Origin of the sequence: Streptomyces sp. NPDC088747 (assembly GCF_044751025.1) — a bacterium.
Taxonomy (GTDB): domain Bacteria; phylum Actinomycetota; class Actinomycetes; order Streptomycetales; family Streptomycetaceae; genus Streptomyces.
Window position 1 is genome coordinate 152,706 of sequence record NZ_JBIVKZ010000014.1, and the last position, 21,699, is coordinate 174,404.

The following is a 21,699-nucleotide window of genomic DNA, read 5'->3' on the forward strand; positions in this document are numbered from 1 at the left end:
CGGGGGGGGGGGGGGCGCGGGGGGGGGGGGGGGCCCGCCGGGGGGGGGGGGGGGGGGGGGGGGGGCGTGCCGGTACGTCCCGCCCGTCGCCGCCGGATCAGACGTCGGGCAAGAGGGGGCGGGTCCGGTGACGCGAACGTACGCGACGGGCATCTGGACGTACCGGCACGCCCCCTTCCGTGGTCTTGCGGCTGCGGGAGGGGGCGGGCTGGCGCGCCCTCTTCCGTGGTCTTGCGGCTGCGGGAGGGGCCCCGCCGCCTCGCTGGGGGAGGGGGCGGGGTGGCGCGTTCTCGGTCAGAGGGACTGGGCTGCCGGTTTGACCATTCCGCGGACTGTGCGGGACTTGACGAAGTCGCCCAGGGCGGTCATTTCCCATTCGCCGGAGAACTGCTTGATCAGCTTGGCCATGATGACGCCGGTCTGGGCCTCGGCGCTGGTGAGGTCGAAGCGGACCAGCTCCTCGCCGGTGGCGGCGTCCAGGAGGCGGCAGTAGGCCTTGGCCACCTCGGTGAACTTCTGGCCGGAGAAGGAGTTGACCGTGAAGACCAGGCCGGTGACCTCCTGGGGGAGACGGCCCAGGTCCACGACGATCACCTCGTCGTCGCCGCCGCCCTCACCGGTGAGGTTGTCGCCGGAGTGCTTGATCGCGCCGTTCACGATGGAGAGCTTGCCGAAGTAGCAGCTGTCGATGTGGTTGCGCTGCGGGCCGTACGCGATGACCGAGGCGTCCAGGTCGATGTCCTTGCCGCGGAACGCGGGCTCCCAGCCGAGGCCCATCTTGACCTGGGAGAGGAGCGGGCGGCCGCCCTTGACCAGGGAGACGGTCTGATTCTTCTGGAGGCTGACCCGGCCCTTGTCGAGGTTGATCTTGCCGGAGGCGGCGGGAGCGGGGGCCGCCGCCGGGGGAGCGGCCGGGGGCGGCGGGGTCGCCACCCGGGGCTGGGCGGCCGGGGTGGGCGGGGCCACGGGCTGGGGCGCGGCGGGGGCCGGTTCCTCCACCGAGACGCCGAAGTCCGTGGCGATGCCCGCCAGGCCGTTGGAGTAGCCCTGGCCGACCGCGCGGGCCTTCCACGCGCCGTTGCGGAGGTAGACCTCCACGATCACCAGGGCCGTCTCCGAGCCCAGCTGGGGCGGGGTGAACGACGCCAGTACGGAGTTGTCGTCGGCGTTGCGGATGGTGGCCGTGGGCTCGATGCCCTGGAAGGTCTGGCCCGCGGCGTCCGGGCTCGCGGTGACGACGATCTTCTCGATGCCCGGGGGGACCGCGGCCGTGTCGACCGTGATCGTGTCGGGGGTCGTGCCGCCGCCCGAGCGGTACGTCACTCCCGGGCCCGTGGGCTGGTTGAAGAAGATGAAGTCGTCGTCGGAGCGCACCTTGCCGTCGGCGGTGAGCAGCAGGCTCGACACGTCGAGCCGCACCGGGGCGGTGACGTCCACCGTCACGCGCGCGACGGGGAGAGGGATGTTCGAGCCTGGCGTCATAGCTGTCATGACTGGGGTAACGAGCGAGTGCGCTTTACCGTTCCCTTACCAAGCGGGCCGTTTGTGGCCGGGCGGAGGGGGATGTTCTCTCGCCCCCCTCCACCTCGGACGCCGTCGCGCTACGGCACCACCACGATCTTCCGTCCCACGCCCGAGGCGAACTGCTCCAGCGCCTGGGGATAGCTGGTCAGGGGCAGGCGGTCGCTGATGAAGACGTCGGGGTCCAGGACGCCTGTCGCGAAGAGCTCCGCCGCCCGTTCGAAGCTGTGCAGGACGGCCATGGAGCCGGTGATGGTGATCTCCTGGTTGTAGATGCGGTACGGGTCGATCGAGACCCGGGTCGCGTAGTCGGCCACTCCGAACTGGAGGAAGGTGCCCGCCTTGGCCACCCGGTCGAGCCCGTCCTGGATCGCGGCTGCGTTGCCGGTCGCGTCGATGACCAGGTCCCAGCCCTGGGGGCGGTCGAGCTCGTCGGCGTTCGTGGCCGAGGAGGAGACGCCGAGCTGCTGGGCCGTCGCCAGGCGCTGCGCGTTGAGGTCGACGACGTCCACGCTCGCCGCGCCCGTGCGCTTGGCCAGTTCCAGCATCATCAGGCCCATCGTTCCGGAGCCGTAGATGAGGACGTGGGCGCCGAGGCGGGAGTTCAGGACGTCGTAGCCGCGTACCGCGCAGGACAGGGGTTCGACCAGAGCCGCGTCCTGGGTGCGGACGTGCTCGGGGAGTTTCACGCAGTTGGCGACGGGGGCGACGGCGAACTGGGCGGCGCCGCCGGCCGTCGTGACGCCGATCGCGGCCCAGCGCTCGCAGAGGTTGTTGTGGCCCGTGCGGCAGTACCGGCATTCGTAGCAGTAGAGGGAGGGGTCCACGGCCACCCGGTCGCCGACCGAGATCTCGGTGACCTGGGTGCCGACGCCGACCACCTCGCCGGCGAACTCGTGCCCCGGCACGATCGGCAGCTTGGGGGCGAACTCGCCCTGGAGGATGTGCAGGTCGGTGCCGCAGAGGCCGCAGGCGGCGACCTCGACGACGACCTCGCGGGGGCCCGGCGTCGGGTCCGGGACCTCCGCCACCACGGCGCGGCCGACGGACTCGATGACTGCGGCCTTCATTTCACGGCTCCCAACGAAAGGCCCTGGACCAGCTTGTCCTGGGCGGCGAACCCCGCGGCGAGCACCGGCAGGGAGATGACGAGCGACGCGGCGCACACCTTCGCCAGGAACAGGCCCTGGCTGGTGATGAAGCCGGTCAGGAAGACGGGGGCCGTCTCGGCGACCACGCCGGTGAGGACCCGCGCGAAGAGGAGTTCGTTCCAGCTGAAGATGAAGCAGATCAGAGCCGTGGCGGCGATTCCGGGTGCGGAGATCGGGGCCACGATCCGGGTGAGGATCGTCGGCAGCTTCGCGCCGTCTATCTGGGCCGCCTCGATCACCGCGACCGGGACCTCGGCGAGGAAGGACTGCATCATCCACACCGCGATCGGCAGGTTCATGGAGGTGTAGAGGATGACCAGCAGCCAGATGTTGTCGAGCATCCCGGCGTTCTTGGCGAACAGGTAGATCGGGAGGAGACCCGCCACCACCGGGAGCATCTTGGTCGACAGGAAGAAGAACAGGACGTTCGTCCACTTCTTCACCGGGCGGATGGACAGCGCGTACGCCGCAGGGAAGGCCAGCAGCAGGACGAAGAGGGTGGAGACCAGCGACGCGGCGGTCGAGTTGATCAGCGCGGGCCAGGGGCTCGCGCCGCCGCCGGTGCCGAAGAACTCGCGGTAGCCGTCGAGGGTGAGGGCCGCTCCGAAGGACGGCGGGTTGGTCGCCGCGTCCGTCTCCGAGTGGAAGGACGTCAGGGCCATCCAGGCGATGGGGAGGAAGAAGACGATGCCCAGCAGCCAGGCGACCAGGCCGAGGCCCGCCCCCGGCTTACGGCGGGTGGGGTGTGTCTGGACGGTACGTACGGGTGTCTCTGTGGCGGCCATCAGCGGGACCCCTCCTCACGGAACAGGGACGAGACCACGCGCAGCGCGAAGGTCGCGATGATGATCGAGCCGATGACGACCAGGACGCCCGCGGCGGAGGCCAGGCCGTTCTCGTGGGCCTGGTAGAAGCTCTGGTAGACGGTGTAGGGCAGGTTCGCGGTGCCCAGGCCGCCCGAGGTGATCGTGAAGACGGCGTCGAAGTTCTGCACGATGTAGATCGAGCCGAGCAGGGCGCCGAGTTCGAGATAGCGGCGCAGGTGGGGGAGCGTGAGATAGCGGAAGACCTGCCAGCCGCTCGCGCCGTCCACCTTCGCGGCCTCGATCTGCTGGTGGTCGCGGCTCTGCAGTCCCGCGAGCAGGATCAGCATCATGAACGGGGTCCACTGCCAGACCAGGGACGCCTCGACGGCCAGCAGCGGGGTGTTGGAGATCCAGTCGGGTTCCGGGCCGCCGACGTAGTGCAGGAGGCCGTTGAAGAGGCCGTACTCCGGGTTGTAGAGCACGTGCTTCCACAGCAGGGCCGCGGCGACGGGGACCACCAGGAACGGTGCGATGAGCAGGGTGCGGACGATGCCCCTGCCGCGGAACTTGCGGTCCAGGAGCAGGGCGAGGAGCAGGCCGAGGACCAGGCTGACCACGACCACCGTCACGGTCAGCAGGATCGTCGTCCAGACCGACTTGCGCAGGTCGGCGTCGGTGAGGACGTCGGTGTAGTTGCCGAAACCGGTGAACGTGCGGGCGTCCGGGTAGAGGGAGTTCCAGTCGAAGAAGGAGATCACCAGCGTGGCCACGAAGGGCAGCTGGGTCACGACGACCATGAAGATCAGGGCCGGCAGGAGCGGGGCGCGGGTGGCCCAGGCGCGCAGCCGGTCGGAGGGTGGCCTTCGGGTGTCGGGTACCGAAGCGGTGGCCGGGGGTGCTGTTGTGGTGGCGGTCATCGTCCCTCGTACTCCTTCGAGATCTCTTCGGCGAGACTCTGGGACTTCTTCAGGGCCGACTCGACGGACTGGCGTCCGGCGATGGCCGCGCTGATCTCCTGGGAGACCCTGGTGCCGAGGTCGGTGAACTCGGGGATGCCGACGAACTGGATGCCGGGCGCGGGGCGCGGCTGGACTCCGGGGTCGGTCGGCTTGGCGCCCTCGATGGCGTCCTTCGTCATCTCCTGGAAGGCGCCGGCCTCCTTGAGGTAGTCGGCGTTCGTGTAGGTCGAGGCACGCTTGCCCGCCGGGACGTTGGACCAGCCGATCTCGTCACCGACCAGTTCCTCGTACTCCTTGCTGGACGCCCAGGAGACGAACTTCCAGGCCTTGTCCGGGTTCCGGGACGCGTCCTGGATGCCCCAGGCCCAGGTGTAGAGCCAGCCGGAGGAGTCGGTCTTCTCCACGGGGGCGGGCACATAGCCGATCTTGTCCTTGACCGGGGAGTCGGCTGCCTCCAGTGAGCCGGCGGCGGAGGTGGCGTCGTACCACATGGCCGTCTTGCCCTGGGTGAGGTTGTTGAGGCACTCGGCGAAGCCGGACTGGGCCGCGCCGGACTCGCCGTGCTCGCGGACCAGGTCGACGTAGAACTTGGTGGCCGCCTCCCACTCGGGGGAGTCGAGCCGCGCGTTCCAGTCCTTGTCGAACCAGGTGCCGCCGAAGGTGTTCACGACGGTGGTCAGGGGGGCCATGATCTCGCCCCAGCCGGGCAGGCCGCGCAGGCAGATGCCCTTCATGCCGTCCTCGGCGCCGTCGACCTGGGCGGCCAGCTCGCCCACCTGCTGCCAGGTGGGGTGCGGGGGCATCGTGAGGCCCTTCTCCGCGAACACGTCCTTGCGGTACATCAGGAAGGACGACTCGCCGTAGAACGGCTGCCCGTAGAGCTTGCCGTCGTCGGCCGTCAGGGACTGCCGCATCGGCTTGAGGATGTCCTCCTCGTCGTACGCGGAGTCGCCGCGCACGTAGGAGTCCATCTCGTGCAGCCAGCCGTTCTTGGCGTAGATCGGTATCTCGTAGTTGCTGAGGGTGGCGACGTCGTACTGGCCCGCCTGGTTGGCGAAGTCCTGGCTGATCTTGTCGCGGACGTCGTTCTCCGGCAGCACGGTGAAGTTCACCTTGATGCCGGTCTCCTTGGTGAAGTGGGCGGCGGTGAGCTTCTGCAACTCGACCATCTGCGGGTTGTTGACCATCAGTACATTGATGGAGTTCCCGCCGGAGCCCGCCCCGCCCGCTCCGGTCCAGCACCCGGAGAGCAGCGGGGTGAGCAGCGTCCCTGCGGCGGCCGCGGCGAGCAGTGCGCGCGGCCTCCGTCGGCTCGGGGTTCGCATGGATCACTCCTGGACTTAGACATACGGGGAGATAAGGGATGTGGGGAGGTGTGGGTGTGCCGTGGGGGATGAGTTGGGTTTTCGGACTCGGTGGGTTGGGTTCCTGGACTTGGGTGGGTCGGATTTTCAGACGCGGAGGACCTGGGGGCCCTGGAGTGAGTACCGGTGCGCCTCGGAGGCCGGCAGCAGGGTGCTGGTGACGATCGCCTCCAGGGAGCTGATGTCGGCGAACCGGCAGAAACTGACGGCGCCGAACTTGGTGTGCACGCCAGCGAAGACCGTGCGCCTGGAGGCCCGGATCGCCTGGGCCTTGACCTCGCTGACCGCCGGGTCGGGGGTGGTGAGGCCGTGTTCGCGGGAGATGCCGTTGGCGCCGATGAACGCCAGGTCGATGACGAAACCGGCGAGCATCTTCGTCGTCCAGTGGTCGACGGTCGCCAGGGTGCCGGGGCGGACCCGGCCGCCGAGCAGCAGGACGCTCGTGTTGTCGGCCTCGGCGAGCGCGCCCGCGGTGGCCAGGGAGGCGGTGACCACCGTCAGCTGGCGGTCCCTGGGCAGTGCCTCCGCGATGAGCTGCGGGGTGAACCCCTCGTCGACGAAGACCGTCTCGGCGTCCCCGAGGAGTTCGGCCGCCGCGGCCGCGATGCGGCGTTTCTCGGGCACCTGGCTCGTGGTACGGAAGGCGAGCGTGGTCTCGAACCCGGCGCTCTCCACGGGATAGGCGCCGCCGTGGGTGCGGCGCACCAGGCCGTGGTCCTCCAGGGTGCGCAGATCGCGCCGTACGGTCTCCTTCGCGACGCCCAGTTCGACGGCGAGCGCGGTGACGTCGACCGAACCCGCGCGGCGGGCGGCCCGGACGATCTCGCGCTGACGCTCCTCCGCCGTCATGGCTGCCATGGCCGTCACCCGCTCCCTTGCCCGGTGTACGAGACCGCTCCGGGTGTACGCGACGCCGCGCACTGCCCGTTCGGGCCCGGTCGGTTCTTGTAGGGAAGTTCTACAGCGGGTATCGGCCACTGACCAGGCTTGTTGCATGCCCGATGGTGCCCGGCTGGGCCCGTTTCGCGGTGCGGGTGCCCGCGTCGGACCTGGGGCGGAGCGGCTGGGGAGGTGGGATCGGGCAGGGGCTGTGCCCGAACACGGGAGCGGGCGGGCCCGTTCGGTGCCCGCCCGCCCTCATGTGCCGTGCCGTGATGCCGCCGCGGTCTCAGTACGGCCAGATCGGCGGGTGCGTGGTGAAGTGGCCGCCCAGGTGGGCGTGGTCCGGGTTGTCCGGGTCGAACTCGCCCTGTTCGGCGATGAGCTTCTCGGCGTACGGCTCGGAGTCGTCCCGCGGCTCGTAACCGAGGGCGCGGGCGGTCGAGAGGTCCCACCACAGGCGGGTGTTGGCGGAGGAGCCGTAGACGACGGTGTGCCCCACGTCCTCGGCGGTGAGGGCCGCGTGGAAGAGTCGGGCGCCGTCCTCGGGGCTCATCCAGACGGAGAGCATGCGCACGCTCGACGGCTCCGCGAAGCAGGAGCCGATGCGGACCGAGACGGTCTCCTGGCCGTGCTTGTCCCAGTAGAACTGCGCCAGGTCCTCGCCGAAGGACTTCGACAGGCCGTAGAAGGTGTCCGGGCGGCGCGGTGTGTCGACGGGGATGAGGGGGTCCTCGCCCTGGGGGCGCGGGGTGTAGCCCACCGCGTGGTTGGAGGAGGCGAAGACGATGCGCCGTACGCCTTCCTCACGGGCGGCCTCGTACAGGTTGTACGTTCCCTCGATGTTGGCCTTGAGGATCTTGTCGAAGGAGGCTTCCAGGGAGATGCCCGCGAGGTGGATGATCGCGTCGACGCCCCGAACCGCCTCGCGCAGCGCCGCCCGGTCGGCGAGGTCCGCGGTGATCGCGTCCGGCTCGCCCTCGACGGGCAGCAGATCGAGAAGGCGCAGCTCGTAGCCGTACTCCGGGAGCAGGCCCCGCATCAGGGTGCCGAGGCCGCCGGCGGCGCCGGTGAGCAGAACGGTTCGGGGAGCGGGCATCCTCGGGTCTCCTTGAATCGGCACCGTAGGTCATGCGCATGTGTGTACGGCATTCACATCCGTGGACACGCTAGGGATGGTCGACGGTTCTCGTCAAGTCTCGCGCGGAGGCGGGAAATCCGCCTCCGTGTTACGAGTGTGCGCGCTTGACCGGCCCCAAGGTCGCGGCTTAGCGTGGATGCGTTCAGAAATATGGACATGGATCAGAACCGTGCACCGAAAGACGGTCACTGGGAAACGTGCACCGCAAAATGTGCACCGCATAGGGAGAGTCCGTGACGTCAGCCCCCCTTGCCGCTCGGCTCAGCATCCCCAGCGGGCCGCTGTTCTTCCCCGTCACCGCGTACGGACCCGACGGCGCCGTCGATCTCGACGTCTACCGGGAGCACGTACGGCGCGGTGTCGAGGCCGGCGCCGCCGCCGTGTTCGCCTGCTGCGGCACCGGGGAGTTCCACGCGCTCACCCCCGAGGAGTTCGAGGCGTGCGTCGGCGCGGCGGTCGAGGCGGCGGACGGGCGCGTGCCGGTCGTCGCGGGCGCCGGGTACGGCACCGCGCTCGCCGTGCGGTTCGCCCGCCTCGCCGAGACGGCCGGCGCCGACGGGCTGCTCGCCATGCCGCCGTATCTCGTGGTGGCCGGGCAGGAGGGGCTGCTGCGGCACTACCGGGATTTCGCCTCCTCGACCGCGCTGCCGGTGATCGTCTACCAGCGCGACAACGCCGTGTTCACCCCGGAGACCGTGGTCGAACTGGCCCGCACCGAGGGGATCATCGGGTTCAAGGACGGGCTCGGCGACCTGGACCTGGTGCAGCGGATCGTGAGCGCGGTGCGCAGCGAGGTCCCGGGGGAGTTCCTCTACTTCAACGGGCTGCCGACGGCCGAACTGACCGGGCTCGCGTACCGCGGGGTGGGCATCACGCTGTACTCGTCCGCCGTGTTCTGCTTCGCCCCCGAGGTCGCGCTGGCCTTCCACAGGGCGCTCAACACCGGGGACGACGAGGTCGCGAACCGGCTGCTCGACGGCTTCTACCGGCCGTTCGTCGATCTCCGCGCGCTGGGGCGCGGGTACGCCGTTTCGCTCGTCAAGGCGGGGGTACGGCTGCGGGGGCTGGACGTGGGCGAGGTCCGGCCGCCGTTGCACGAGCCCGCCGAGGACCATGTGAAGCGGCTCGCGGAACTGATCGAGCGCGGCTACGCGCTGATCGAGGAGGACGTGTGACCGTGCCGCCGCGCAGCCCCGGGGAGGGCGAGTGAAGTCGTCAGCGTTCGTCTATCCCTGGGACGTCGTAGGGGACCCGGAGGCCGCCGGACGGATCGCCGCTCTCGGCGTACGGCAGGTGACGCTCGCCTCCGCCTACCACTCCACGCGCGCCCTGACCCCGCGCCACCCCCGGCACCGGATCGTCACCGCCTCGCACGCCTCGGTGCTCTATCCCGTGGGCGAGCGGTGGCAGGGGCGCACGCTGCGGCCGTACCCGGCGGGTGGCTGGGCGCCGGGCGACGCCTTCGGGGAGGCCGCCGACGCGCTCGCCGGGGCCGGGCTCGACGTGCACACCTGGGTGGTTCTCGCGCACAACTCCCGTATGGGGGAGGAGTTTCCGGACACCTCCGTGGTCAACGCCTACGGGGACCGCTATCCGTGGGCACCCTGCATCGCCCAGTCCGACACGCGTGCCTACCTGGTCGGCCTGGCCGTCGAGGCGGCGGTGCGGTCCGGGGCCGGCGGTACGGAACTGGAGTCCCTCGGCTGGTACGGGCTCGCGCACCTGCACGCCCACGACAAGACGGCGGGGGTGGGACTCGGGGAGGCCGGGCAGTACCTGATGTCGTTGTGCTTCTGCCCTTCGTGCCGGACGGGCTTCGGTCAACAGGGTCTCGATTCCGAGGAGTTGGCGGCCTCGGTCCGGCGGGCCCTGGAGCCCGTGTGGCGGGGCGAGGCTCCCGTCGGGGGCTGGGAGGCCGTGGAGAAACTGCTCGGCGGCGAGCTCGCGGCGGCCACCCGCGCCTGGCGGGACTCCGTCGCCCGTTCCCTCCAGGAGGAGGCCGTCGCCGCGGTGCGCTCGGCCGCACCCGAGGGGTTCCGGATCCTGCTGCACGCGGACCCGGTCTCCTACCACTGCGGTGCGAACGCCGGAGTGGACCCCGCGCACATCCTGTCCGTCGCGGACGGGGTGGTCGTCCCGTGCGCGGGCGGCCCGGGGCTGCTGACTCCCTTTACTGACAGGGGTGTTGCAGGAAGGGTGCTCGCGGCCAACTTCACCGTGGTGAGCGGAATGGGGGGTCGCCCGGCGGAGCTCGGCGAGGACGTGGCGCGGGCCGTCGAGCGGGGAGCCACCGAAGTGCGGCTCTACCACGCCGGGTTGGCCTCCGACGAGGACCTGTCGCTGGTGACTCAGGCACTCGCGCGGCTCGGCTGAGTCCGCAGCAGAGGCACGACCGTCGCCGGCCGTACGAGTCCGAGCACCGCCGACAGCAGCCGGTGGTCCAGGAGTTCGACCAGGCCCGCGCCTATCGCGAGGCCGACCGCGTTCGAGGCGAAGACCAGGGTGTTGGCGGTCCCCGTCACCGTGCCCAGCTGCGCGCCCGGGGTCTCGCGCTGGACCGCGGTGAGCGCCGCGGTCAGCACGCAGGGGAGGCCGGCGCCGATCGCGGCGGCCGAGGCGAGCGCCACCGTGTCGTGCGGGAGGGCGCGGGCGGCGACTGCCACGGCGCTGAGGGCGATGCCGTACCCCGCGAACTGCCGCTCGCCCAAGGGCTGTCCCGTAATCCCCGGTGGATCAGCGCGCGGCGTCAGATGCGTTGCATCGCAAGGCGGCGCATCGCAAGGCGGAGGGCCGTCCTCATGCTGGGCGTGTTCGGGCGATCCGACAATGCGGCGAGGTGCCGTAGCTGTCGTCGTGCGCCCGCCGGGGATTACGGGACAGCCCTCAGGCGGCGCAGGAGAGGGCCCGCGGCCACCCGGTCGCCGAAGCCGGAGACCACGACCGCGCTCAGATACAGCCCCGCGTTCCGGTCCCGCAGGACGCGGGTGATCGCCCATGTCCTCATGGCTCGTCATCGTGCGTCTGAGGACCTGGTCCCGGGAGCGGGCAGATGCCCTGCAGAGCACCGGCGGGTGGACGGCGCACGGTTCAGACGGTGAGGACGAGCTTGCCCCGCGGGTGGCCCTTCTCCAGGTGCCGGACCGCGTCGGCGGCCTCGGCGAGCGGGTACGTGCGGTCGATGGCGGGGGTGATCTTCCCTTCCTCCGCGAGGTTCTTGAGGGTGAGCAGGTCCTCTTGGCGGGGGAGGGAGACGAGGTTGCGGAAGTTCTGGCCGACGAAGGGCGAGCGCAGGGCGGCCCGGAGTTCGCGGCTCATCCCGCCGAGGAAGGCGCTCCCGCCCTCGCCGCCGACCATGACGAGGGTGCCGCGCGGTGCGAGGATCCGGCGCAGCAGCGGCAACGGGCGCAGGCCCGCGCAGTCGACGATGACGTCGTACCGGTGCGGGCCCGCGGTGATGTCCTCGTGCGTGTAGTCGAGGACGTGGGTGGCGCCCAGGGACCGTACGAGATCCGTGCCGGTGGGACCGCAGACGCCGGTCACCACGGCGCCGTACATCGCGGCCAGTTGGACGGCGAAGGACCCGACGCCGCCGGAGGCGCCGATCACGAGCACCTGGTCGCCGGGCGCCGGCCGGGACCTGCCGCTCAGTGCCTGGAGGGCGGTCATGCCGGAGACGGGAAGGGCGGCGGCCTGTTCGAAGGTGAGGGAAGGAGGCTTGAGGGCGAGCCTCTTGGCCTTGGCGCGCGCGAACTCGGCGAACGAGCCGTCGCAGTTGCCGAAGACCTCGTCGCCCGGCTTGAACGCGGTCACCTTCGCGCCGACCGACTCGACGCGGCCCGCGCCGTCCCAGCCCCGGACGGGATTCCTCGGCCTGCGCACCCCGAGGGCGACGCGGGCGACCAGCGGCCTGCCGGTCATGAGGTGCCAGACGCTCGGGTCGACCCCCGCGGCACGCACCTCGACCAGCACCTCGTCGTCACGGGGCGCGGGCCGGTCGATGTCGCGCAGTTCCAGCAGGTCGGCGGTCCCGTAGGCGTCCTGGACGATGGCTTTCACGGTGGTTCCCCTTCTCGCGGGCCTGTGGCATCGAGCATCCCGGCGGCTCGAACGCCTGACCAGCCTCCGTAGGGCCGTCCTGGAAGCGCGGGCGATGAGTTTTCGTACGTTCACCGGTCTACCCAGGGAGCGGATACGCGTACGAACTCTGAGGAGAAGCGGATGACCGACGGGATTCTCGACCTGGGGCCGCAGGCCCGGATCGTCGCGCGGCTCGGGGCGGGGGTGACCGACGGGCAGCTCGCGGACGCGACCCCCTGCCCGGAGCTGGCCGTGCGCAACCTGCTGGGCCACCTGATCGGGCTCGCCACCGCCTTCCGGGACGCCGCGCGCAAGGACCTGGGGCCCACCACGGACACCAGCCCGGACTCCGCCGTGCCCGACATCGGGCCCGGCTGGCGCGAGGCGCTGCCCGAGGTGATGGACGAGCTCGCCGAGGCCTGGCGTGATCCGGCCGCCTGGACCGGGGAGACCCGCGCGGGCGGCGTGTCCCTGCCGGGCGCCGTCGGGGGCGCCGTCGCCGTCGACGAACTGGTCGTACACGGCTGGGACCTGGCCCGCGCCACCGGGCAGGCGTACGAACCCGACCCCGCCGCCCTGCGGACCGCGCACGCGTTCCTGCTGGCCGCGGCCGAGGAGCCGAGCGGGGGCGAGGGCATCTTCGGGCCCGTGGTGCCGGTGCCCGACGAGGCGCCGCTCCTCGACCGGACGATCGGGCTCAGCGGGCGTGACCCCGGCTGGAAGCCGTAGCGCTCCGGCACCCGACGAGGTGGTGTGACAGGCCGTCGGTCTGTCACACCACCTTCTTTTGTGAGAAGCGTTGACGAAACACCGGGGCGCCCCTACTTTCAACGCGTCGTACTTCGTACGTCATATATGAGACGCGATATGTGAGATCCGAGAGATCCGAGAGGCGCGCATGACCTCTGTGCCCACGCCGATTCCGTCCCGCACGCAGTTCGTGCAGGAAGGCATCAAACACCGCATCCTCACCGGGCAGTTGACCCCGGGACAGGCCTTGGTCGAGACCGAACTCGCCGCACAGTTCGGGGTGTCGAAGACCCCCGTGCGCGAGGCGCTCAAGACCCTCGCCGGTACCGGGCTCGTCGTGATGAACCAGTACAAGGGCGTCACGGTGCGCATGGTGGACGCGGACATGGCGCGCGAGGTGTACGACGTACGGCTGCTGCTCGAACCGGAGGCGCTGCGCCGGGTCGTCCGCCGCAAGGCGTCGCTGGACGCGGCGCGCGACGCCCTGACCCGGGCCGACGAGGCCTCCGACACCGCCGAACGCTCCCTGGCCAACCGGGAGTTCCACCGCGAGCTGTACGTGCCCTGCGGCAATCCGCTGCTCGGCCGGATGCTCGACGAGGTGCGGGACCAGGCCGCGCTGGTCTCCGCCGTCGCCTGGGCCGCCAACCCCTCCTGGGAGCGCGAGGCCGGCGAGCACCGGGAGATCCTGCGGCTCGCCCTCGACGGCGACGCCGACGGCGCGGCCGGGGCGCTGCACGCGCACATCGCCTCGTTCGTACGCCGGGCCTTTCCGCAACCAGGCGACGAGGAAGGGGACTTGCGGCCGAGCCGGGACGGTCGAGGCATGACCGATCCCCAGGGCCCGAGCGAGGACGGACAGGCATGACAGTGACGTACGAGACCCAGCGGGCGGCGCTCGCCGAGGTCGTGGCGATTCCCGTGACCCCCTTCGCGCAGGACGGGACCATCGACCGCGACACCCACCGGGCCCTGCTGCGCCGACTGCTCGACGGAGGGATCAGGACCCTCACGCCCAACGGCAACACCGGCGAGTTCTACGCCCTCACACCTCAGGAGCGGCGGCTCGTCACGGAGTTGACCATCGAGGAGGCGGGTGACCGGGCCGTCGTCCTGGTCGGCGTCGGGCACGACGTGCCGACCGCCGTGGCCACCGCGCGGCACGCGCGTGACCTCGGGGCGCAGATGGTGATGGTCCATCAGCCCATCCACCCCTACGTGTCGGAGGGCGGCTGGGTCGACTACCACCGAGCGATCGCGGAGTCCGTGCCCGAACTGGGAGTCGTGCCCTACATCCGCAACGCGCTGCTCTCCGGCGAACGGCTCGCCGAACTCGCCGACGACTGCCCCAACGTCATCGGCGTCAAGTACGCGGTGCCGGACGCCGCGCGCTTCGCGGCCTTCGCGCGGGACGCGGGACTGGAACGGTTCGTGTGGGTCGCCGGTCTCGCCGAGCCGTACGCGCCCTCGTACTTCTCGGCGGGCGCCACCGGCTTCACCTCGGGGCTCGTGAACGTCGCCCCGTCCGTTTCGCTGAACATGATCGAAGCGCTTCGATCGGGCGACTACCCGGCCGCCATGAAGGTCTGGGAGCAGATCCGCCGCTTCGAGGAACTGCGCGCCGCCAACTCCTCCGCCAACAACGTGACCGTCGTCAAGGAGGCCCTGGCCTCGCTCGGCCTGTGCCGCCGTGACGTGCGCGCGCCGAGCAAGCCGCTGCCCGAGGGCGAGCGCGCGGAGGTCGCCGCGATCGCCGCGGGGTGGTCCATATGAAGAGCCCGGAGGAGCTCAGAAGCCACCAGTGGTACGGCACCGAGGGGCTGCGCTCCTTCAGCCACCGGGCCAGGACCCGCCAGCTCGGCTATCTGCCCGAGGAGCACCTGGGCAAGCCCGTCATCGCGATCCTCAACACCTGGTCCGACATCAACCCCTGCCATGTGCACCTGCGGGACCGTGCGCAGGCCGTCAAGCGCGGGGTGTGGCAGGCCGGCGGTTTCCCGCTGGAGTTCCCGGTCTCCACGCTCAGCGAGACCTTCCAGAAGCCGACCCCGATGCTCTACCGCAACCTCCTCGCGATGGAGACCGAGGAACTGCTGCGCTCCTACCCGGTGGACGGGGCCGTCCTGATGGGCGGCTGTGACAAGTCCACGCCCGCGCTCCTGATGGGCGCTGCCTCCGTCGACCTGCCGGCGGTCTTCGTGCCCGCCGGGCCGATGCTCCCGGGCCACTGGCGCGACGAGGTCCTCGGCTCCGGCACCGACATGTGGAAGTACTGGGACGACAAGCGCGCCGGTCTCATCGGGGACTGCGAGATGACCGAACTGGAGAGCGGGCTCGCCCGGTCGCCGGGGCACTGCATGACCATGGGGACGGCGTCCACCCTGACCGCCGCCGCGGAGGCGCTGGGGGTGACGGTGCCGGGCGCGTCCAGCGTCCCCGCCGTCGACTCCGGGCACGACCGGATGGCCGCCGCCTCGGGACTGCGGATCGTCGAACTCGTCCGCCAGGACCGGAAGTTGTCGCAGATCCTCACCGCGGACGCCTTCACGGACGCCGTGACGACGGTCCTCGGGCTCGGCGGTTCCACCAACGCCGTGATCCATCTGATCGCCATGGCCGGCCGCGCGGGCGTCACCCTCACCCTCGACGACTTCGACCGGATCGCGCGGACCGTGCCGGTACTGGCCAACGTCCGCCCCGGCGGCGGCCCTTACCTGATGGAGGACTTCCACTTCGCGGGCGGCCTCCCCGGGTTCCTGTCGCGGATCACCGATCTGCTGCACCTGGACCGGCCGACGGTCTCCCACGACAGCATGCGCGAACAGCTCTCCACCGCCCTCGTCCACAACGACGACGTCATCCGGACCAGGGAGGACCCCGTCGCCGACGAGGGCGGAGTGGCCGTACTGCGCGGCAACCTCTGCCCCGACGGCGCCGTCATCAAGCACATCGCCGCCGAGCCGCACCTGCTCAAGCACACCGGCCCCGCCGTCGTCTTCGACGACTACCGCACCATGCAGCGCACCATCAACGAACCGGAGCTGGGCATCACGGCGGACAGCGTGCTGGTGCTCCGCAACGCCGGGCCCAAGGGCGGCCCCGGCATGCCCGAGTACGGGATGCTGCCCATCCCCGACCACCTCCTCAAGCAGGGTGTCCGGGACATGGTGCGGATCTCCGACGCCCGGATGAGCGGCACGAGTTACGGCACCTGTGTGCTGCACGTGGCACCCGAGTCCTACGTCGGCGGACCGCTCGCCCTGGTGCGGACCGGCGACACGATCACCCTCGACGTCCAGGCGCGGTCGCTCCGGCTCAACGTGGACGACGAGGAGCTGGCGCGGCGCCGGGCGCGGTGGACGCCGCCGCCCGAGCGGTACGAGCGCGGCTACGGAGCGCTCTACAACGATCAGATCACCCAGGCGGACACCGGCTGCGACTTCGCGTTTCTGGCCCGGCCGGGCACGGTGCAGGACCCGTACGCAGGCTGAGGACATCCGGAACTCCACCTTCCTTGGTCGACCTGTCGAACGACGTACGTGAAGCGCTTCACCGTGAGGCCGCTTCCTCGCACAGGAACGGAGAACAGTCATGGCCCAAGCCGCAGCCGTGGCGAAACAGCCACCGGCGCCACCCGGGCGGCGCCGTGGCTCGGCGACGCCCCGCAGGCTCCCCTACCTGCTGATCGCCCCGGCGGGCCTGCTGATGCTGGGCTTCATCGCCTACCCGGTCATCAGCGTCTTCTACTACAGCCTGCAGAACTACAACCCCACCAAGTCGTGGCGCAACGGCTACGCGGGCTTCGACAACTTCGTGCACGCCTTCACCGACGACCCGCAGTTCTGGGACACGCTCACCTTCAGCGCCAAGTGGGTCGTCGTCGAGGTCGGACTGCAACTCCTCTTCGGTCTCGCCCTCGCGCTGATCGTCAACCAGACGTTCGTGGGCCGGGCCGTCGGCCGCGCGCTGGTGTTCTCGCCGTGGGCCGTCTCCGGCGTGCTGACCTCCGCGATCTGGGTGCTGCTCTACAACTCCCAGACCGGCATCACTCGTTACCTCGCGGACGCCGGCATCGGCACCTACGGCACGAGCTGGCTCTCGGACACCTCGACCGTCTTCCCGGCCGCGGTCGTCGCCGACCTGTGGCGCGGAGTCCCCTTCTTCGCGATCCTGATCCTCGCCGACCTCCAGTCCGTCTCCAAGGACCTCTACGAGGCCGCCGAGGTGGACGGCGCCAGCCGCTTCCGGCAGTTCCTGCACATCACGCTGCCGCACCTCAAGGACGCCATCGTGCTGTCCACGCTGCTGCGCGCGGTGTGGGAGTTCAACAACGTCGACCTGCTCTACACCCTGACCGGCGGCGGACCCGCGGGCGAGACGACCACCCTGCCGCTCTACATCGCCAACACCAGCGTCGACGCGCACAACTTCGGCTACGCGTCCGCCCTGACCACCGTCGCGTTCGTGATCCTGCTGTTCTGCTCGATCGTCTACCTGCGGCTGAGCAAGTTCGGAGGCGGAGACAAGTGATCACCAAGGAGGCCGTCGAGTTCGCGCCCGCCGTGACGCCCGTGACCGCCGAGCCGCAGCGTCCGCGCAAGCACCGCCGGGCCTGGGACGAGGTCCCGCGCTGGCAGATCTACCTCCCGCTCGGCATCTACCTGCTCTTCACCCTCATCCCCTTCTACTGGATCCTCCTCTTCGCCCTCCGCCCGCCCGGCTCGACCTCGCTCCTGCCGTGGCCCATGACCTTCGAGCACTTCGACAAGGTGTGGACCGAACGCGCCTTCGGGACCTACTTCCAGAACAGCATCCTGGTCGGCCTCGCCACGCTCGTGATGACCACCGTCGTCGCGCTCGCCGGCGGATACGCCCTGGCCCGCTTCGACTTCAGGATCAAGCGCGCCTTCATGCTGGCGCTGCTCTGCTCCCAGTTCGTCCCCGGCGCGCTGCTCCTGGTGCCCCTCTTCCAGATCTTCGCCGAGCTTCAGATGATCAACTCGCTGGGCAGCGTGATCATCGCCGAGACGGTCTTCCAGCTCCCGCTGTCGATGATCCTGATCAGCGGCTTCATCAGGAACGTGCCGTACTCCCTGGAGGAGGCCGCCTGGGTCGACGGCTGCAACCGCTTCAGCGCCTTCCGGGTCGTCGTACTGCCGCTGCTGCGGCCCGGGTTGATCGCCGTCGGCTCCTTCGCCTTCGTGCACTCCTGGAACCACTTCCTGTTCGCCCTGATGTTCCTCAGCAACCAGGACAAGCAGACCCTGCCCGTCGGCCTCAACACCCTGATGAGCTCCGACAGCGTCGACCTGGGCGCGCTCGCGGCGGGCGGCATCATCGCCGCCGTACCGGTCGTCATCGTCTTCGCGTTCATCCAGAAGTGGCTGATCACGGGCTTCAGCGCGGGGGCGGTGAAGGGATGAGCGCGCTCGGGGGACCGCTTCCGCTGCCGGTCGTGCTGGCCGGGGCCCGCGGTCACGGCCGACAGCACCTGGAGAACATCCGCCGGCTCCAGGACAAGGGGCTCGTGCGGCTGGCGGGGATCTGTGAGCTGACCCCGCTGACCCAGGAGGAGCTGGGCCGGGACCAACTCACCGAGCAGTCAACCGACTTCGGGGCGCTCCTGGAATCCACCGGCGCAGTGATCGCGGTGATCTGCACGCCCATCCCCACCCACACCGACCTGGCGCTGACGGCCGCCGAGAGGGGCGTACACCTGCTCCTGGAGAAGCCGCCCGCGCCGTCGTACGCCGAGTTCCGCAGGATGGCCGACGGGGTCGCCGCGGCCGGGGTCGTCTGCCAGATCGGCTTCCAGTCGCTCGGCTCGCACGCCGTGCCCGCGATCCGGGAGTTCCTCGACAAGGGCGCGCTCGGCCCGGTCCTCGGCGTCGGCGCCGCCGGGGCCTGGGCACGCGACGAGGCGTACTACCGCCGGGCGCCGTGGGCGGGCAGACGGCGGCTGAACGGCGCCGAGGTGATCGACGGGGTGCTGACGAACCCGCTCGCGCACGCCGTCGCCACCGCGCTCGCGCTGGACGGCGCCACCCGCGCCGAGGACGTCGAGCGCGTCGAGACCGAGCTGGCGCGGGCCAACGACATCGAGTCCGACGACACCTCGTGCGTGCGCGTCACCACCGGGACGGGTCCCGTCACCGTCGCCGCCACCCTCTGCGCCGAGCGCCCCGGCGAGCCGTACGTCCTGGTGCACGGCGGCAGCGGGCGGATCACCTTCTGGTACAAGCAGGACCGCGTGCTGGTGCAGCGGTCCGGGCGCGGCCCGCGGGAGATCGAGTACGGCAGGACGGATCTGCTGGAGAACCTCGTCGAGCACCTGACGGGCGGAGCCGAACTGCTGGTGCCGCCCGACTCGACGGGAGCGTTCATGAAGGTCGTCGAGGCGATCCGCCTGGCGCCCGACCCGGCCGCGCTCCCCAAGGGCGCCTGGGACCTGGTCCCCGGCGAGAACCGCCGGGTCGTCCACGGCATCGACGCCCTCGTGACCGCCGCCGCCGAGAACCTCGCCCTCTACTCCGAACTGGGCGCCCCCTGGGCGCACCCGAACGAGGTGAGCACGCGTTGAACACGTCGCACAGCAACGACTCGCTGGTCCTGCGGATAGGGGAGCGCCCGGTCGGCCGCTACGTCACCCGGCCCGAGCTGTCGCCCCGCCTCTCGCCGCGCCCGTATCTGCACCCCGTCACCACCCTGGCGGGCACGGCCGTCACCGAGCTCAGCCCCGCCGACCACCTCCATCACCTCGGCGTCGGTGTCGCCGTTCCCGACGTCGAGGGGCACAACTTCTGGGGCGGGCGCACCTACGTGAGCGGGCGCGGGCCCACCGAGCTCGACAACCACGGCGCCCAGCGGCACACGAGTTTCCAGCTGCGGGACCCCGACGGCTTCGTGGCGGAGCTGCGCTGGGTGGCGGCGGGCGGCGAGCTGCTGCGCGAACGGCGTACCGTCGCCGCCACCGAACTCACCGACACCGCCTGGGCGTTGGACTTCACCTTCTCGCTCACGAACACGACCTCCGACGCGCTGTCCTTCGGCAGCCCCGCCACCAACGGACGGCCGGGCGCGGCCTACGGCGGCTTCTTCTGGCGGGCCCGCAAGGAGGCCGACGCCCCGAACGTGTTCACCGCCGCCGCCGAGGGCGAGGACGCCGTGCACGGCAGCCGCGCCGACTGGCTGGCCCTCGCCGGCGCCACCTGGACCCTCGTCTTCGCCGGCGCCACCGAACAGACCCGCCGGGACCCGTGGTTCGTGCGCACCGCCGAATACCCGGGCGTCGGCTCCTCCCTCGCGCACGGCGAACGGCTGCCGATCGCGCCGGGGGAGACGGTCGTCCGGCGGGTCGTGACCGTGGTCGTCGACGGCCTCCTCGATCGTGGCGAGGCCGCAGCCCTCGTCCGGAAGGCGGTGAGCCCGTGATGGCGCTGGCCTCCTCGGACCTGGGCGACGGCACCTACCGCAATCCCGTCCTCGACGCCGACTGGTCCGACCCCGACCTGCTGCGGGTCGGCGACGACTTCTACCTCACCGCCTCCAGCTTCGGGCGCGCCCCGGGCCTGCCGCTGCTGCACTCCCGGGACCTGGTCAACTGGACGCTCGTCGGGCACGCCCTGCAACGCCTGGAACCCGCACGGGAGTTCAGGAAGCCGAGACACGACTGCGGAGTGTGGGCGCCGTCCCTGAGGCACCACGAGGACCGCTTCTGGATCTTCTGGGGCGATCCCGACCAGGGCATCTTCCAGGTCAACGCCCCCGAGATCAGGGGCCCTTGGACCCGGCCGCAGCTCGTGAAGCCAGGCAGGGGACTCATCGACGCCTGCCCGCTGTGGGACGCGGAGACCGGCGAGGCGTACCTCGTGCACGCCTGGGCCAGGTCCCGTTCCGGGATCAAGAACCGGCTCACCGGCCACCGGATGCGACCCGACGGCACGGGACTGCTCGACGACGGCAAGGTGATCGTCGACGCCGACCGGCTGCCCGGCTGGTTCACCCTCGAAGGGCCCAAGCTCTACCGCCACGACGGCTGGTTCTGGATCTTCGCCCCCGCCGGGGGAGTGGAGAGCGGCTGGCAGGGCGCGTTCCGCTCACGCGACTTCTTCGGGCCCTACGAGGAGCGGGTCGTCCTCGAACAGGGCGACACCGAGGTCAACGGCCCCCACCAGGGCGGCTGGGTGCGCACCCGGCAGGGCGAGGACTGGTTCGCGCACTTCCAGCAACGCGGCCCCTACGGCAGGGTCGTCCACCTCCAGCCGATGCGCTGGGGCACGGACGGCTGGCCCGTACTGGGCGACGACGGCGCCCCCGTCGCCTTGCACAGGAAGCCGGATCTGCCCGCCCAGGCGCCGTCCGCCCCCGCCGTCGACGACGACTTCCCCGGCGGCAGGTTCGGCCGTCAGTGGCAGTGGACCGCCAACCCGCAGGACGGCTGGGCCACCCAGCACTCCGGGGACGGACTGCGCCTCGCCTGCGTGCGGTCGGCCGACGCGGACGATCTGCGCAAGGTGGCGAACGTGCTCACCCAGCGGCTGCCCGGCAGCGCCGCCACCGTCGAGGTCCAACTGTCGCTCAGCGGCGAGGGCGTGGGAGCCAGGGCCGGACTCGCCGTGCTCGGGGACGCGTTCAGCTGGATCGGACTTGAGCGGCAGGAGGACGGATCGGTGCGGCTCGTGCACCGGTTCGCCGAGTCCGTGGCCACGGGGGCGTCTCCCGCGCTCTCGGCCCAGTGGGGGAGGGAGCGGGACGCGGCGCGTCCGGTCGAGGCACCCGACGGGCGGGCGCTGCTCCGGATCGAGATCGGCGCGGGGGCGCGCTGCCGCTTCTCCTACGACGTCGGCGGCGGCCGGCGGCCCTCGGGCCAGGTCTTCGCCGCCACCCCCTGGCGCTGGGTCGGCGCCCTGCTCGGCCTCTTCGCACTCGCGCCCGCAGGCGGCGGCCACGCCGGCGCGGCCACGTTCACGCGGTTCCGGATCTCCGCCCGCACCTGAAGTCACCTCACTCGTACGCCTGTTGGGAGCCGCAATGACGCACCTCCGTAGCAAG

Annotated in this window: 21 protein-coding genes; 11 read left to right on the forward strand and 10 right to left on the reverse strand. The window is 71.0% G+C overall.

What is annotated here, in order from left to right; genetic code table 11:
• Window positions 1-294: 294 nt before the first annotated feature.
• The 7 genes from ACIP79_RS29355 to ACIP79_RS29385 all read right to left on the reverse strand — a co-directional run bounded on the left by ACIP79_RS29355 (window position 295) and on the right by ACIP79_RS29385 (window position 7,779).
• Window positions 295-1,482 carry a TerD family protein gene (locus ACIP79_RS29355; protein WP_401227933.1) on the reverse strand — a complete coding sequence of 396 codons (1,188 nt, stop codon included), beginning with the start codon at window positions 1,480-1,482 and terminating at the stop codon, window positions 295-297.
• 119 nt (window positions 1,483-1,601) lie between these two features.
• Window positions 1,602-2,591 carry a zinc-dependent alcohol dehydrogenase family protein gene (locus tag ACIP79_RS29360; RefSeq protein WP_387183704.1) on the reverse strand — a complete coding sequence of 330 codons (990 nt, stop codon included), beginning with the start codon at window positions 2,589-2,591 and terminating at the stop codon, window positions 1,602-1,604.
• A complete protein-coding gene (locus ACIP79_RS29365) occupies window positions 2,588-3,457 on the reverse strand; it encodes a carbohydrate ABC transporter permease (RefSeq protein WP_401227935.1) in 870 nt (289 codons plus the stop codon). The genes ACIP79_RS29360 and ACIP79_RS29365 overlap by 4 nt, the downstream gene beginning before the upstream one ends.
• On the reverse strand, window positions 3,457-4,395 hold the full coding sequence (locus ACIP79_RS29370; RefSeq protein WP_383687918.1) for a carbohydrate ABC transporter permease: 939 nt from the start codon (window positions 4,393-4,395) through the stop codon (window positions 3,457-3,459). The genes ACIP79_RS29365 and ACIP79_RS29370 overlap by 1 nt, the downstream gene beginning before the upstream one ends.
• On the reverse strand, window positions 4,392-5,762 hold the full coding sequence (locus ACIP79_RS29375; protein WP_383687917.1) for an ABC transporter substrate-binding protein: 1,371 nt from the start codon (window positions 5,760-5,762) through the stop codon (window positions 4,392-4,394). The genes ACIP79_RS29370 and ACIP79_RS29375 overlap by 4 nt, the downstream gene beginning before the upstream one ends.
• 126 nt (window positions 5,763-5,888) lie before the next feature.
• Window positions 5,889-6,659: a DeoR/GlpR family DNA-binding transcription regulator gene (locus tag ACIP79_RS29380; protein ID WP_401227938.1), complete on the reverse strand. Its 771-nt coding sequence runs from the start codon at window positions 6,657-6,659 to the stop codon at window positions 5,889-5,891.
• A gap of 310 nt (window positions 6,660-6,969) precedes the next feature.
• Window positions 6,970-7,779 carry an NAD-dependent epimerase/dehydratase family protein gene (locus tag ACIP79_RS29385; RefSeq protein WP_401227940.1) on the reverse strand — a complete coding sequence of 270 codons (810 nt, stop codon included), beginning with the start codon at window positions 7,777-7,779 and terminating at the stop codon, window positions 6,970-6,972.
• 275 nt (window positions 7,780-8,054) lie between these two features.
• Here ACIP79_RS29385 and ACIP79_RS29390 point away from each other — a divergent pair, with 275 nt between their 5' ends.
• Window positions 8,055-8,996: a 5-dehydro-4-deoxyglucarate dehydratase gene (locus ACIP79_RS29390; protein WP_401227942.1), complete on the forward strand. Its 942-nt coding sequence runs from the start codon at window positions 8,055-8,057 to the stop codon at window positions 8,994-8,996.
• Window positions 8,997-9,027: 31 nt separating this feature from the next.
• A complete protein-coding gene (locus ACIP79_RS29395) occupies window positions 9,028-10,194 on the forward strand; it encodes a hypothetical protein (protein WP_401227944.1) in 1,167 nt (388 codons plus the stop codon).
• Here ACIP79_RS29395 and ACIP79_RS29400 read toward each other — a convergent pair.
• The 3 genes from ACIP79_RS29400 to ACIP79_RS29410 all read right to left on the reverse strand — a co-directional run bounded on the left by ACIP79_RS29400 (window position 10,170) and on the right by ACIP79_RS29410 (window position 11,877).
• The gene (locus tag ACIP79_RS29400; RefSeq protein WP_401227946.1) at window positions 10,170-10,529 is read right to left on the reverse strand and encodes a hypothetical protein; all 360 of its coding nucleotides are present in this window, start codon (window positions 10,527-10,529) and stop codon (window positions 10,170-10,172) included. The genes ACIP79_RS29395 and ACIP79_RS29400 overlap by 25 nt on opposite strands.
• A 161-nt stretch (window positions 10,530-10,690) precedes the next feature.
• Window positions 10,691-10,825, reverse strand: a complete 135-nt coding sequence (locus tag ACIP79_RS29405; RefSeq protein WP_401227948.1) for a hypothetical protein — start codon at window positions 10,823-10,825, stop codon at window positions 10,691-10,693.
• Window positions 10,826-10,908: 83 nt separating this feature from the next.
• Complete coding sequence (locus tag ACIP79_RS29410) at window positions 10,909-11,877, reverse strand: NAD(P)-dependent alcohol dehydrogenase (protein ID WP_401227950.1); 969 nt, start codon at window positions 11,875-11,877, stop codon at window positions 10,909-10,911.
• 162 nt (window positions 11,878-12,039) lie between these two features.
• On the opposite strand from ACIP79_RS29410, the gene ACIP79_RS29415 reads away from it, so the two are divergent.
• The 9 genes from ACIP79_RS29415 to ACIP79_RS29455 all read left to right on the forward strand — a co-directional run bounded on the left by ACIP79_RS29415 (window position 12,040) and on the right by ACIP79_RS29455 (window position 21,644).
• Complete coding sequence (locus tag ACIP79_RS29415; RefSeq protein ID WP_401227952.1) at window positions 12,040-12,627, forward strand: TIGR03086 family metal-binding protein; 588 nt, start codon at window positions 12,040-12,042, stop codon at window positions 12,625-12,627.
• 169 nt (window positions 12,628-12,796) lie between these two features.
• The gene (locus ACIP79_RS29420; RefSeq protein WP_401227954.1) at window positions 12,797-13,516 is read left to right on the forward strand and encodes a GntR family transcriptional regulator; all 720 of its coding nucleotides are present in this window, start codon (window positions 12,797-12,799) and stop codon (window positions 13,514-13,516) included.
• On the forward strand, window positions 13,513-14,421 hold the full coding sequence (locus ACIP79_RS29425; protein ID WP_401227956.1) for a dihydrodipicolinate synthase family protein: 909 nt from the start codon (window positions 13,513-13,515) through the stop codon (window positions 14,419-14,421). The genes ACIP79_RS29420 and ACIP79_RS29425 overlap by 4 nt, the downstream gene beginning before the upstream one ends.
• On the forward strand, window positions 14,409-16,139 hold the full coding sequence (gene araD, locus ACIP79_RS29430) for an L-arabinonate dehydratase (RefSeq protein ID WP_401227958.1): 1,731 nt from the start codon (window positions 14,409-14,411) through the stop codon (window positions 16,137-16,139). The genes ACIP79_RS29425 and araD overlap by 13 nt, the downstream gene beginning before the upstream one ends.
• 100 nt (window positions 16,140-16,239) lie before the next feature.
• Complete coding sequence (locus ACIP79_RS29435) at window positions 16,240-17,178, forward strand: carbohydrate ABC transporter permease (protein WP_401227960.1); 939 nt, start codon at window positions 16,240-16,242, stop codon at window positions 17,176-17,178.
• The gene (locus tag ACIP79_RS29440) at window positions 17,175-18,071 is read left to right on the forward strand and encodes a carbohydrate ABC transporter permease (RefSeq protein ID WP_401227962.1); all 897 of its coding nucleotides are present in this window, start codon (window positions 17,175-17,177) and stop codon (window positions 18,069-18,071) included. Before ACIP79_RS29435 ends, ACIP79_RS29440 begins: the two co-directional genes overlap by 4 nt.
• Window positions 18,068-19,228: a Gfo/Idh/MocA family protein gene (locus ACIP79_RS29445; RefSeq protein WP_401227964.1), complete on the forward strand. Its 1,161-nt coding sequence runs from the start codon at window positions 18,068-18,070 to the stop codon at window positions 19,226-19,228. The genes ACIP79_RS29440 and ACIP79_RS29445 overlap by 4 nt, the downstream gene beginning before the upstream one ends.
• Complete coding sequence (locus ACIP79_RS29450; RefSeq protein ID WP_401227966.1) at window positions 19,225-20,079, forward strand: PmoA family protein; 855 nt, start codon at window positions 19,225-19,227, stop codon at window positions 20,077-20,079. Before ACIP79_RS29445 ends, ACIP79_RS29450 begins: the two co-directional genes overlap by 4 nt.
• On the forward strand, window positions 20,079-21,644 hold the full coding sequence (locus ACIP79_RS29455; RefSeq protein WP_401227968.1) for a family 43 glycosylhydrolase: 1,566 nt from the start codon (window positions 20,079-20,081) through the stop codon (window positions 21,642-21,644). The genes ACIP79_RS29450 and ACIP79_RS29455 overlap by 1 nt, the downstream gene beginning before the upstream one ends.
• Window positions 21,645-21,699 lie beyond the last annotated feature (55 nt).